The organism is Vreelandella massiliensis, assembly GCF_900155385.1.
GTDB lineage: Bacteria > Pseudomonadota > Gammaproteobacteria > Pseudomonadales > Halomonadaceae > Vreelandella > Vreelandella massiliensis.
In genome coordinates, this window is record NZ_LT699745.1 from 722,799 (window position 1) to 735,353 (window position 12,555).

General features: G+C 57.2%; 9 protein-coding genes and 1 pseudogene. 4 read left to right on the forward strand and 6 right to left on the reverse strand.

Translation table 11 applies throughout. The features are described from left to right. Positions 1-14: 14 nt before the first annotated feature. Entirely contained in the window at positions 15-2,435 is a 2,421-nt protein-coding gene (gene gyrB, locus BQ9846_RS07990; RefSeq protein WP_075880496.1) for a DNA topoisomerase (ATP-hydrolyzing) subunit B, read from the forward strand. Between the two features lie 78 nt (positions 2,436-2,513). On the opposite strand, the gene gmhB is transcribed toward gyrB, so the two are convergent. The 3 genes from gmhB to glyQ form a co-directional block, all read right to left on the reverse strand. Next, a complete protein-coding gene (gene gmhB / locus BQ9846_RS07995; protein WP_075880497.1) occupies positions 2,514-3,080 on the reverse strand; it encodes a D-glycero-beta-D-manno-heptose 1,7-bisphosphate 7-phosphatase in 567 nt (188 codons plus the stop codon). 291 nt (positions 3,081-3,371) lie between these two features. After that, positions 3,372-5,438 (reverse strand): glycine--tRNA ligase subunit beta, encoded by a 2,067-nt coding sequence (gene glyS / locus BQ9846_RS08000; protein ID WP_075880498.1) that lies wholly within the window; start codon positions 5,436-5,438, stop codon positions 3,372-3,374. Then, positions 5,438-6,424, reverse strand: coding sequence for a glycine--tRNA ligase subunit alpha (glyQ, locus tag BQ9846_RS08005; RefSeq protein WP_075880499.1), 987 nt, complete (start codon positions 6,422-6,424; stop codon positions 5,438-5,440). Before glyQ ends, glyS begins: the two co-directional genes overlap by 1 nt. 128 nt (positions 6,425-6,552) lie before the next feature. Here glyQ and rfaD point away from each other — a divergent pair, with 128 nt between their 5' ends. After that, a complete protein-coding gene (gene rfaD / locus BQ9846_RS08010) occupies positions 6,553-7,509 on the forward strand; it encodes an ADP-glyceromanno-heptose 6-epimerase (RefSeq protein WP_075880500.1) in 957 nt (318 codons plus the stop codon). Beyond that, positions 7,502-8,518: a lipopolysaccharide heptosyltransferase II gene (waaF, locus tag BQ9846_RS08015; RefSeq protein ID WP_075880501.1), complete on the forward strand. Its 1,017-nt coding sequence runs from the start codon at positions 7,502-7,504 to the stop codon at positions 8,516-8,518. Before rfaD ends, waaF begins: the two co-directional genes overlap by 8 nt. Here waaF and BQ9846_RS08020 read toward each other — a convergent pair. Next, positions 8,515-10,176, reverse strand: coding sequence for a sulfatase-like hydrolase/transferase (locus BQ9846_RS08020; RefSeq protein ID WP_075880502.1), 1,662 nt, complete (start codon positions 10,174-10,176; stop codon positions 8,515-8,517). The two genes, waaF and BQ9846_RS08020, sit on opposite strands and share 4 nt — an antisense overlap. Positions 10,177-10,201: 25 nt before the next feature. Beyond that, entirely contained in the window at positions 10,202-11,545 is a 1,344-nt protein-coding gene (locus tag BQ9846_RS08025; RefSeq protein ID WP_075880503.1) for a UDP-glucose dehydrogenase family protein, read from the reverse strand. A gap of 171 nt (positions 11,546-11,716) precedes the next feature. On the opposite strand from BQ9846_RS08025, the gene BQ9846_RS08030 reads away from it, so the two are divergent. Then, positions 11,717-12,274, forward strand: coding sequence for an outer membrane beta-barrel protein (locus BQ9846_RS08030; protein ID WP_075880504.1), 558 nt, complete (start codon positions 11,717-11,719; stop codon positions 12,272-12,274). Positions 12,275-12,344: 70 nt separating this feature from the next. On the opposite strand, the pseudogene BQ9846_RS16990 reads toward BQ9846_RS08030, so the two are convergent. Beyond that, positions 12,345-12,539 (reverse strand): annotated as a pseudogene (locus BQ9846_RS16990) (UDP-glucose 6-dehydrogenase); the annotation flags it as partial. Between the last annotated feature and the right edge of the window lie 16 nt (positions 12,540-12,555).

The following is a 12,555-nucleotide window of genomic DNA, read 5'->3' on the forward strand; positions in this document are numbered from 1 at the left end:
GGAGTGATTAGTCAATGAGCGAGCAAGCTTACGATTCATCAAGCATTAAGGTGCTCAAAGGGCTGGACGCAGTGCGCAAGCGTCCGGGCATGTACATCGGTGATACCGACGACGGCACCGGGCTGCACCACATGGTGTTTGAGCTGGTGGATAACTCCATCGATGAAGCGCTGGCAGGCTACTGCAGCGAAATCCGCGTGATTATTCACCCCGACGAAACCATCACCGTGAGCGATAACGGCCGCGGCGTCCCGACCGAGCTGCATGAGGAAGAGGGGGTTTCCGCGGCGGAGGTCATTATGACCGTACTACACGCAGGGGGTAAGTTCGACGATAACTCCTATAAGGTTTCGGGCGGTTTGCACGGCGTGGGGGTTTCCGTTGTGAACGCGCTATCGGAGGAGCTGCGTTTAACCATTTGGCGCCAAGGGGACGTGTTTGAACAGGTGTACCACCATGGCGTACCGCAAGCGCCGCTTACAGTGGTGGGAAAAACTGAACAAAGCGGCACCAAGGTCCACTTTCGCCCCTCAGCGGATACCTTTGCCAATATTGAGTTTCACTACGATATTCTGGCCAAGCGTTTGCGCGAGCTCTCCTTTTTGAACTCGGGTGTAGCAATCCGCTTGGTCGACGAACGCAGCGGCAAGGAAGAACTCTTCCACTACGAGGGCGGCCTCAAAGCCTTCGTCAATCACCTCAACCAGAACAAGACCGTATTGAACCCCGTATTTCACTTCAATGCCGTTCGTGAGGATGGGGTGGAGGTGGAAGTGGCGATGCAGTGGAGTGACTCCTTCACGGAAAACATTTTCTGTTATACCAACAATATTCCCCAGCGCGATGGCGGGACTCACTTGGCGGGCTTTCGTGCATCGTTGACTCGCACGCTTAACCACTATATCGAAGCGGAAGGGCTGCTAAAGAAAGCCAAGGTAAGCACGGCTGGCGACGACGCCCGCGAAGGCTTAACGGCGATTATTTCGGTCAAAGTGCCCGATCCCAAGTTTTCCTCGCAGACCAAGGATAAGCTGGTCTCAAGCGAGGTCAAAACCGCCGTTGAACAGGAGATGGGGCGGCTATTCTCTGATTACCTGATCGAGAAGCCCAACGAAGCCAAGGCGATTGTCAATAAAATGCTGGACGCGGCGCGCGCGCGCGAAGCGGCGCGTAAAGCGCGAGACATGACGCGACGCAAGGGCGCGCTGGACATCGCCGGGCTGCCGGGTAAGCTCGCCGACTGCCAAGAGAAGGACCCAAGCCTCTCCGAGCTCTACCTGGTGGAGGGTGACTCGGCCGGCGGAAGTGCAAAGCAGGGCCGCGACCGGCGCACTCAGGCGATACTGCCGCTTAAGGGTAAAATCTTAAACGTCGAAAAAGCGCGCTTCGATAAGATGCTCTCTTCGGCGGAGGTAGGCACGCTGATCACCGCATTAGGGTGTGGTATCGGCCGAGAAGAGTTTAATCCGGACAAGCTGCGTTATCACTCGATCATCATCATGACCGATGCCGATGTTGACGGTTCGCACATCCGCACGCTGCTGTTAACCTTCTTCTTTCGCCAGATGCCCGAGCTTATCGAGCGTGGTCATGTGTTTATTGCCCAGCCACCGCTGTATAAGATCAAGCGCGGCAAGCAGGAGCTCTATCTCAAAGACGAGCAGGCAATGGTGGATTATTTGACCACCACGGCACTCGACGGCGCGCGGCTCTACGTGAACGCGGATGCCCCGGGGATTTCCGGCTCGCCGCTTGAGGCATTGGTGAATCAGTATCGCAATGTCATGAAGCGCATCGACCGCTTATCACGGGTTTATCCCATCGAAGTGTTGAAGCAAGTGGTGCATGTGTCGCCGCTCGATGGTGAGGCTAGCCTGAAAGATCGCGTCACCATGCAGAACTGGATCGACGAACTGCAGAAGTCGATGGACGATCAGGTAGCCTATGAAGGCGGGCCGCGTTATCACTTCCATCTCAAAGAGGATCACGAGCGTGGCCTGTTGCTGCCCACCGTGTCACTCATCGCTCACGGGGTGACCACAGAGTATACCTGGGGCTTGGATTTCTTCGAGAGCGTGGATTATCGCGCCATGGTCGCGTTGGGCGAAACACTGAACGGTTTGCTGGAAGAGGGGGCGCATATTGCCCGTGGCGAACGTCAGAAGTCTGTCTCCACATTCGCTGATGTGCTCGAGTGGCTGATGCAGGAGGGGCAACGCGGCCTGTCAGTGCAGCGCTACAAAGGGCTGGGCGAGATGAATCCGGAGCAGCTTTGGGAAACTACCATGGACCCGGATACTCGTCGCATGTTGCGCGTCAACATCGAAGACGCCGTTGCCGCGGATATGATGTTCAACACCTTGATGGGCGATGAAGTTGAACCACGTCGGGACTTTATCGAGACCAATGCGCTGGTGGCGAATCTCGATATCTAACCCTATGCACCAATGTTTCACGTGAAACACGCATCACTCTTCCAACGGGTACAAGGCAATGTCTTGTACCCGTTTTTCTTAGCCAGCCGCGTGTGCATGAATCAACCAATCGGCAAAGGCGTTCAGGTCATCAAAGATTTGCGCTTTTTCCAGCCCTACCCCTTTCGTTTCGGTTTTTTCGCCTTTCCCCGTTCTGACCAGAGCAGAGCGGCAGCCCATGATCTCTCCCGCCTGCAGGTCGCGTAGGCTATCACCCACCATCCAGCTTCCTTCCAGTGTCGTTAAGCCAAGGTGTGCTTGAATTTGCTCAAGCAGGCCAGGTAATGGCTTGCGGCAGTGGCAGCTATCATTGGGGCCGTGAGGGCAGTAAGCGATATAGGCGATCTCGCCACCGGCGCTATGGACCAGCTCATGCAAGCGCGTATGCATCGCTTCCAGCGTTTCTTCATCGTAATAGCCGCGCGCGATGCCCGACTGATTGGTCGCAATGGCAAGGGTGTAGCCCGCTTGGGATAAGCGTGCAATGGCGGTAATCGCGCTAGGGTAGGGGGTCCACTCCGCTAGCGACTTAATGTAGGCATCCGAATCGTGGTTGATAACACCGTCACGGTCGAGAATGATCAGGCGCTCGGGGTGAAGAGACATAGCGGATCTCGGGCAGTCTAGTTGATCAGGAATAAGATGTTTCACGTGAAACATCCGCGGTAAGTTCAGGGTGATAGCAGTGTCCGTTCGTGCTGGATCCACCGCTCGGTCTGAGCTTGTCGAAGACCATCCTTCGACAGGCTCAGGGTGATCGCGGTGTCCGTTCGATCTGAATCCCCGTTCGGTCTGAGCTTGTCGAAGACCATCCTTCGACAGGCTCAGGATGATCGGCCTCGACAAATAAAAGCCCGGCTTTTTGCCGGGCTGAGGGTGAACCATTTTAAAGCGCGCTTACTGCGGAAGCTCGGAAATATCCGCGACTTCCAAGAAAAGCGCCTGAAGATTGGCCAATAGCGCGAGGCGATTACGGCGCACCGCGTCGTCGTCGGCCATCACCATCACCTGGTCGAAGAAGTTGTCTACCGGCTCGCGCAGGGTGGCTAAAGCGTCCAGCGCTTCCATATAGTGGCCTTCGGCGAACAGCGGGGCCACGCTATCGCGGCGGGTAGAGAGCGCGTGAAACAGCGCCTTTTCCGCTTCTTCGGTTAACAGGTCAGCGTTGACCTGGGTGCTGCCATCGTGCGCCTGTTTGGTAAGTATGTTGGAAACCCGCTTGTTGGCGGCGGCGAGCGCCGCGGCTTCGTCGCGCTGGGCAAACGCTTTAACCGCGCGCAGTCGGCGAGCAAAATCGAGCGGATTGGTGACTGGGCGCGCCCGCACGGCAAGGTACATTTCGGCGCTAATGCCCTCTTCCTGACCCCATGCCCGGAAGCGATCGAGCATATAGGCGAGCACCTCATCCACGAGCCCTTCTGCCTTGGGCAGGCCTTGGTGTTGATCGGCTGCGCGCGTGAGCAGCTCACGTAGGTCGAGGTCGAGTTCGCCTTTGATCAAGATGTTCAGCACGCCGATGGAGGCGCGGCGCAGGGCAAAGGGGTCTTTTGCCCCGGTCGGACGTTGGCCAATGCCAAAAATGCCCACCAGCGTATCCAGGCGATCCGCCAAGGCGAGGGCTTTCCCCGTTGCCGTATGGGGAATCTCATCGCTGGCGAAGCGGGGCAGGTACTGCTCCTCAATCGCGGTGGCGACCTCACTGGGCTCGCCATCCTGCTCGGCGTAGTAGCGGCCCATGATGCCTTGAAGCTCAGGGAATTCGAGCACCATCTCGGTGACCAGGTCGCACTTGGCCAGCTGGGTCGCGCGCTGGGCGTTCGCCACATCGCCACCTATCTGCTCGGCAATGTAGACGGCGACCGCTTCGCTGCGCTGCGCTTTATCCGCCAGGGTGCCCAGCTGCTGTTGAAAGACCACGCTCTCAAGCGAGGGCCGGCGGCTCGCCAGTGTCTGTTTACGGTCGGTGTCGTAGAAGAAGGCGGCGTCGGCCAAACGGGGGCGAATGACTTTCTCGTTGCCCTGGATGACCTGCTCCGGGTCGAGGCTCTCGATATTGGCGATGGTGATGAAAAGCGGCATGAGGTTGCCGTTTTCGTCCAGCAGGTGGAAGTACTTCTGGTTCGCCTTCATCGAGGAGATGAGACACTCTGCCGGCACTTCCAAAAAACGCTCATCGAAGCTGCCGGTAAGCGCTACGGGCCACTCCACCAGGCCGCTGACTTCGGCCAGCAGGTCCTCATCAATCACGGCGGTGGCATTTTGGACTTCCGCTTCGGCGAGGACCTGTTCGCGAATCCGTTCAAGGCGCTGAGCGCGCCCGGCGAGCACGTAGGCCTCTTCCAAAGCGCTTAGGTACTCATCGGCGTGGGTGAGCTGAATGGGGTCTGGGGCATGGAAACGGTGGCCGTAGGTGGTGCGGCTCGCTTCCAGGCCCAGGGCTTCCGCGGCGATAACATCGCTGCCATAAAGCGCGACAAGCCAGTGCACCGGGCGGGAAAACTCGACCCGAGAATCGCCCCAGCGCATATTTTTGGGCACCGGAAGTGCGGCGAGCGCTTTGCGCAGAATATCCGGCAGCAGCGCCTGAATGGTCTCGCCGGCTTGCTGTTCGCGATACCCAAGCCAGGTGCCTTTGTCGGTTTCCAGGTGAATAAGCGCATCGACGCTGACACCGCAGGAGCGCGCAAAACCTTCCGCCGCTTTGGTCGGCTGACCCTCCTTGAAAGCAGCCGCCAGGGCCGGGCCACGTTTTTCCACCTCGCGGTCGGGCTGCTTATCGGCTAGGTCGCTTACGCGCACGGCGAGGCGCCGTGGGGTGGCGAACGCTTCGACGCTTTCGAAAGGGATTTCTGCCTCTTGCAGGCCGCGTTGAATGCCAGCGGCAAAGGCATCCGAGAGCGCGTCCAGCGCGGTGGGCGGAAGCTCTTCGGCGCCGAGTTCGAGTAAGAGCGTATCAACAGCCATTATGCGTCTCCCTGAGCGTCGGAGGGTTCGTCGTCTAACAGTTCACGCCGCAGTGCGTCCGGCGCCATGGGGAAGCCTGCCGCTTTACGCGACGCTAAGTAGGCGTGAGCGACGTCGCGGGCCATGGTACGCACGCGCAGAATAAAGCGCTGCCGCTCGGTCACCGAGATCGCGTGGCGGGCATCGAGCAGGTTAAAGGTATGCGATGCTTTGAGTACCTGCTCGTAAGCGGGTAGCGGCAGGTTCACCGCCAGCAGCTTGCCGCACTCTTTTTCTTGATGATCGAAGGCGTTGAACAGCTGCTCGACATCCGCGTGTTCAAAGTTGTAGGCGGATTGCTCGCGCTCGTTTTGCAAATACACGTCACCGTAGGTGACTTTGCTGCCGTCCGGGGCGATGGCCCAGACCAGGTCGTAGACGCTGTCCACGTCCTGCAGGTACATCGCGATGCGCTCGATACCGTAGGTAAGCTCGCCGGTAACCGGGTAGCACTCGATGCCCCCAGCTTGCTGGAAGTAGGTGAACTGGGTGACTTCCATGCCGTTGAGCCACACTTCCCAGCCCAGCCCCCAGGCACCTAGGGTGGGCGATTCCCAGTTATCCTCGACAAACCGCACGTCGTGGGTCAGCGGGTCTAGGCCCAAGCGCTTGAGCGAGCCGAGGTAGAGCTCTTGCAGGTGGCTGGGCGAGGGCTTCATGACCACCTGAAACTGATAGTAGTGCTGCAGGCGGTTGGGGTTCTCGCCATAGCGGCCATCGGTGGGGCGGCGTGACGGTTGAACGTAAGCCGCGTTCCAGGTCTCCGGGCCAATGGCGCGCAGGAAGGTGGCAGGGTGAAAGGTCCCCGCCCCGACTTCCATATCCAGTGGCTGAAGCACCACACAGCCTTGCTCAGCCCAGTACTGCTGCAGAGCAAGGATTAATCCTTGAAAGGTCGACACGTCTGGCGTCGAGCCATGACTTGAAACGCTCCTGGATACACTCATCGGAAAAAGCACCATTGGCCATGAATTCAGAAAGCGTCAAGTATACAATCCCAAGCAGATAGGTTATAGGCACAGGCTCACATAGGCCGCAAGTCGGGCAGGCTATTTGGTTAAGGAGAGAGAGAGAGATGATCGTCGTGACAGGCGGTGCCGGTTTTATCGGTGCCAATATTGTAAAAGCGCTCAATGCGCGCGGGCGTACCGATGTCATGGTGGTGGATGACCTGCGCGACGGTACCAAATTCGTTAACTTAGCCGACTGCACCCTGGCCGATTACCTGGATAAAGAAGATTTCATCCAACGGGTTAAAGGTTTGATGCGGGGCGAGACGGTAGACCTTCCGCGCATTGAGGCGATTTTTCACGAGGGCGCCTGCTCGGATACCACCGAGTGGGATGGCCGCTTTATGCTCGAAAACAACTATGAGTACTCCAAGGTGCTGCTCAACTTCTGCGAGCAGCACGCTATTCCCTTTCTTTATGCCTCGTCAGCCGCGACCTACGGCGGCAGCAGCGTATTTAAAGAAGCGCCGGAGTTTGAAAAGCCGCTTAACGTGTACGGCTACTCGAAATTGCTGTTTGATCAGCACGTGCGCACGCGCTGGAATGAGCTCACCACCCAAGTCGTGGGCTTTCGCTACTTCAATGTTTACGGGCCGCGCGAACAGCATAAAGGCAAGATGGCCAGTGTCGCCTACCACAATCATCTGCAAGTGCGGAACGGCGAGACATTAAAGCTCTTTGGTGCCTACGACGGCTATGACGCCGGCATGCAGAGCCGCGATTTTGTTTACGTGGGCGATGTGGTGGATGTCAACCTGTGGTTTCTCGACCACCCCGAGCAGTCCGGTATTTTCAACTTAGGCACCGGGCGGGCGGAGCCCTTCAAAGCCATCGGCGAAGCGATGATCGACTACTACGGCCAAGGCAAGATTCACTACATCGACTTCCCCGAAGAGCTCAAAGGGCGCTACCAGAGCTACACGCGCGCGGATATTGCCAAGCTACGCGAGGCGGGATGCGATGTGGCGTTCAAGACCGTTGCCCAGGGGGTAAAGGCGTACTTGGAGTGGCTCAATGGGTGAGCCGGTCAAGCGCCTATTGGTGATAGGCCCCTCGTGGGTGGGCGATATGGTCATGGCCCAGAGCCTGTTTATCACCCTGAAGCAGCGCTACCCGGGCGCCACCCTAGGCGTGGTGGCGCCTGCCTGGTCGCAGCCCATTCTCGCGCGGATGCCCGAAGTGGATGAAGTGCTGCCGCTGTCGGTAAGCCATGGAGAGTTCGGCCTAGCCACCCGGCGTGAGCTCGCCGGGCGGCTTAAAGGCCGCTTTGACCGCGCGATCGTGCTGCCACGCTCGTGGAAAGCGGCATTGGTGCCGTTTCTCGCCCGCATCCCGGAGCGCGTTGGCTTTCTGGGCGAGCAGCGCTACGGCTTACTCAAAGAGCGGCGTAAGCTTGATAAGCGCGTATTGGATCAAACGGTGAAGCGTTTTGTCGCCCTCGGCCTACCCGAGGAAGAAGCCGCCGAGGGGGCGTTCGCCATTCCCTCGCCGCGCTTGGAGATTGACCGCGATAACCTGGTGAATTTGCGCATCCAACACGCCCTGTCATCGCGCCCCGCGATTGGCATGATGCCCGGTGCGGAGTATGGCCCGGCGAAACAGTGGCCGCTTGCGTATTTTCACGCGCTCGCCAAGCGGCTCGTGGACGATGGCTATGAAGTGCGCATTTTTGGCGGGCCCAAAGATCATGTGGCCGGCCAGGAAATCGTCCAGGGTTTGCCGCAAGCGCATAACTTATCCGGTAAAACGGCGCTTGCCGATGTGGTCGATCTGCTCGCCGATTGTGGCCAGGTGGTGACCAACGATTCCGGGTTGATGCACGTTGCGGCGGCGGTGGGCACCCGCGTTCAGGCGATTTATGGCTCTTCCACGCCGGATTACACGCCGCCGCTGACCACGAACGCCAGGATTCACTACCTGAACCTTATCTGCTCGCCCTGTTTTAAGCGCGAATGCCCGCTGGGGCACACCAACTGCCTCAAGCAAATACCCGCTGAAAGGCTCTACGACGCGGTGATCGCGGACGCTTAAAGCCCTAGCTCAATCTCGTCGGCGTCGTCGCCAGGGTTTTCCAGCACTTGCTGTGCCGGCGTTGGAGGGCTCGGCTTCTCGCGCCGTTGGGGGGAAAGCCCCTCCCATAGCCGCTCTTGAAGCGCTCTCTCTGCATGCAAACGGCGATTGATCTCCTCTTCGCCATAGCGCTCGAGTAGCGTCGTGGTGTCGGCTTCCAGTAGGGATACGCCGAGGCCCGCTTTATGCTCGTCTGCCGGATAGCCTAATGCATCTAACAGCGTGGGGAAGATATCCAGCGTTGAAGCGTCGCGGGTAATACGCCGCGGTTCAAGGCCGTTACCCAGCAAGATAAAGGTGTTCTCCCGCGGCAAGGTTTCCAGTGTATTCCATGCGGAAACGCGCATGGTCAAATGGTCGCTAACGATGGCGACCACGGTGTCATCCAGATGCCCTTGGGCTTCTAAGCGCTCGACCAGGTCACGTGCGAGCCAGGCGGAACACTTGGCCGAATAGAGGATATCTTCACCGTCCCACTCCCCTTGGCGTTCATGGCAGCGCTGCGCAGGGTAGCCGCTAGGGGCGTGACCGGTAATACTCAAGTTCACCACGCCCCACGGTGCGTCGCTTTCCGCCTCTAGGCGCTCAATCTCGTTGAGGGTGAAATCATAAAGCGTATCATCAAACAGCCCCCAATCGTTGACGTATGCTTCGTCATCGAGCCGGGGGAGCAGCTCGTTGAGGCCATACACATTCTGAAAGCCGTGATCTTTATAAAATAGCCCTTTACCCGCAAATTCGGTGCTAGCGCCACCCAAGTAACTTAGCCGGTAGCCCTGCTCTGAGAGCACATCGCCCAAACAGTTGACGCCGGGCACCACGGCGGAAAGCGGCTCGAATTGACGATCGTGCAGAAGGCCTGCTGGCATTAACGGCGTGCCGCACTGGCTGGCGATCATGCCGGCCATGGTCCAGCCGGTGTTATCGATCTGACGCACGCCTTCAAACACTATGCCGCGTTCACCCAGCGCTTCAAGATCAGCGTAAGTGTCGCCAAAAACAGGGGCCGCGTAGGTGCGCTCTATGCTCTCAAGGTAGAGCAGCAGCAAGCTGGGCGGGTCGTCTTGTGCCAGCATGCGGGGTTCGACGTAACGCCGCTCCAACCAGCTATCATCGTCGGCGACCACCACCGCGCTACGCTGGCCAAGGCCTAAAAGAAGGGGGTTGGAGACGAGCAGTAAAAGGGCCAGAAAGCGCTCGATTCGCCGCCAGCGCCAGTCATTGCGAGCCAACCAGGTAAACGCGATCAGCACGCCCAACATACAGAGCGTATACATGACCGCCGCGACCATGCGCCCGGTGCCACCGTGATCCGCCATGCCCGCTTGAAGGTGAAAAAACACCGCACCAAGATCGACCTTACCAAAGCTATCCAAGAGGTAAACGTAGAGCCCCCATAAGCACAGCGGCAGTAATGACCACGGCCAAACGTTGCGATAACGGTGAAAACGCGGATGCCCCAAGCCTAAACGTCTGCCCACCCAAACCCAAAGGGCCGTAAACAGAAACAGCGACCACCAGGGTAAAGACGTTAAGGTGGCGATGGTGTAGCCGAGGCTTAAGCCGAGCGCGGTGAGCGGCATCCAAGTAGCGGGTTTGGGGAGGGGGAAGCGGGGCATGGCTCTCCTGATATGGGCGACGGCGTTAAGCCGGGATGGCGAACCGTAAATTGTTACGCCCAACGCCTACGTAGCGCAAGCCCGCCGCGGTTATGCTCTCCATGTCATAGAGGTTACGGCCATCAATTACCAGCTTTTCACCCAGCTCATCGGCTAGCCAAGCAAAATCGACGCTACGAAATGCTTTCCACTCGGTGCAGATCACCAGCGCGTCGGCGCCTTTAACTGCCTGAATACGGTCAAAAGTGAGCACGAGATCGCTGCGATCGCCATAGAGGCGCCGGCACTCTGACATCGCTTCCGGGTCGAAGGCTTGCACCTTGGCGCCGGCGGCCCATAGAGCCTCCATCAGCTCGCGGCTCGGTGCCTCGCGCATATCGTCGGTGTTGGGCTTAAAGGCGAGGCCCCAAATGGCAATGGTTTTGCCGCTAACATCGCCCAGTGTGCTCTGCAGCTTGGTAAATAACGTCTGCTTTTGCTGATGGTTGACCTGCTCAACAGCGCTCAAAAGCGCGGGATGATAGCCATATTCCCGCGCGGTGCGCTCAAGCGCTTGCACGTCTTTGGGAAAACATGAGCCGCCGTAACCACAGCCGGGGTAAATAAAGTGGTAGCCAATGCGAGGGTCGCTGCCGATGCCACGGCGCACTTCTTCTACATCCACCTCTAAGCGCTCGGCTAGGTTGGCCATCTCGTTCATAAAGCTGATCTTGGTGGCGAGCATGGCGTTAGCGGCGTATTTGGTCAACTCAGCGGCGCGTACGCTCATGAACATCATCTTATCGTGATTGCGGTTATACGGGGCGTAACAGGCGCGCATACGCGCTTCAACGTGCTCGCTATCAGTACCCACGACAATCCGGGCACCCCGAGTAAAGTCCTCTATCGCCGCGCCCTCTTTCATGAATTCGGGATTGGAACAAACATCAACCTCAAGCGATACACCGCGCTCGCCAAGGGCTGCAAGAATCTCGGCGTTGACCTTTTCCGCTGTGCCCACCGGTACGGTGGATTTATCGATCACCAGTTTGTAATCCTCCATGTGCTCGCCGATGCTGCGTGCAACGGCGAGCACATGGCGCAGGTCCGCGCTGCCATCTTCATCCGGCGGCGTGCCCACGGCAATAAACAAGAGTTCGCTCTCTTTCACGGCTTTCGCGCTATCGGTGGTAAAGCGCAAGCGTCCCGACGCCACGTTTTGCGTGACAAGCTCCGTCAGACCCGGCTCATAAATGGGAATATCACCGGCTTCCAAACACGCGATACGCTCTGCGTCAATATCCATGCAGATGACTTGATGGCCCACATCCGCTAAGCAAGCCCCCGCGACCAACCCGACGTATCCCGTACCAAAAACGCTGATGTTCATAGTGACTCACTCTGCTGCGCTATCGTTGAATTGGAGGAGAGCTTATCATGAGACCTAAAGCGTAGACGATAAGACAGCTCATCGTTTGATTTACTTAGAATTGCGATTATGAAATTATAGTTGGTGCGCGAATTGCGCAGTTTCTCATTTAAATGGAAAGGGAGTATTTCCATGAAAAAAGTAATCCTCAGCTTATGTTCTGTATCTGCACTTACCTTTGCTGCTTCAATAAATGCTGCTGACGCAGGAGCTTATCTAGGCGGTTTTATAGGCGAATCAAAGGTAGATGAGTTAAGCGATTTTGGTGCTCCTGGTGTCGAAATTGATGACACTGATACTGCCTATAAATTCATCGCTGGTTACAGAGTAAATGATTATTTTGCCATTGAAGGTTTTTATATTGATAATGGCGAATATTCTGCACGCTCTTCCACTTTTTCAGAAAAAATAGATGCTTCAAGTGTTGGGATGGCAGCAGTAGCTATTGCACCAATCTCACCCTCTTTTGAACTTCATGGAAAACTTGGGGTACATGCTTGGGATGCAGATTGGGAAGGTTATGATATGAATTATGGCTATTATGGTGGAAGTGAAGATGGAACCGATTTTATGCTTGGCGTGGGCGTGAGCTATCGTGAAGGACCAGTATCTCTTCGTATCGATCTAGAGCGCTACGACTACGATACGGATGTTGATACGGCTAGTTTGGGCTTGATTTATCACTTCTAGATAAAAGTGCCAAGAGGGAAGGTTTTACTTTTCTCTTGGCAATTTTAATAAGTGATAAGTTGATAGCTACTACTGCGAGAACATGGCGCAGATCCGCACTGCCATCTTCATCCGGCGGCGTGCCCACGGCAATAAACAGGAGCTCACTCTCTTTCACGGCTTTCGCGCTATCGGTGGTAAAGCGCAAGCATCCCGACGCCACGTTTTGCGTGACAAGCTCCGTCAAACCCGGCTCATAAATAGGAATATCACCGGCTTTCAAACGCTCATAGTGGCTCACT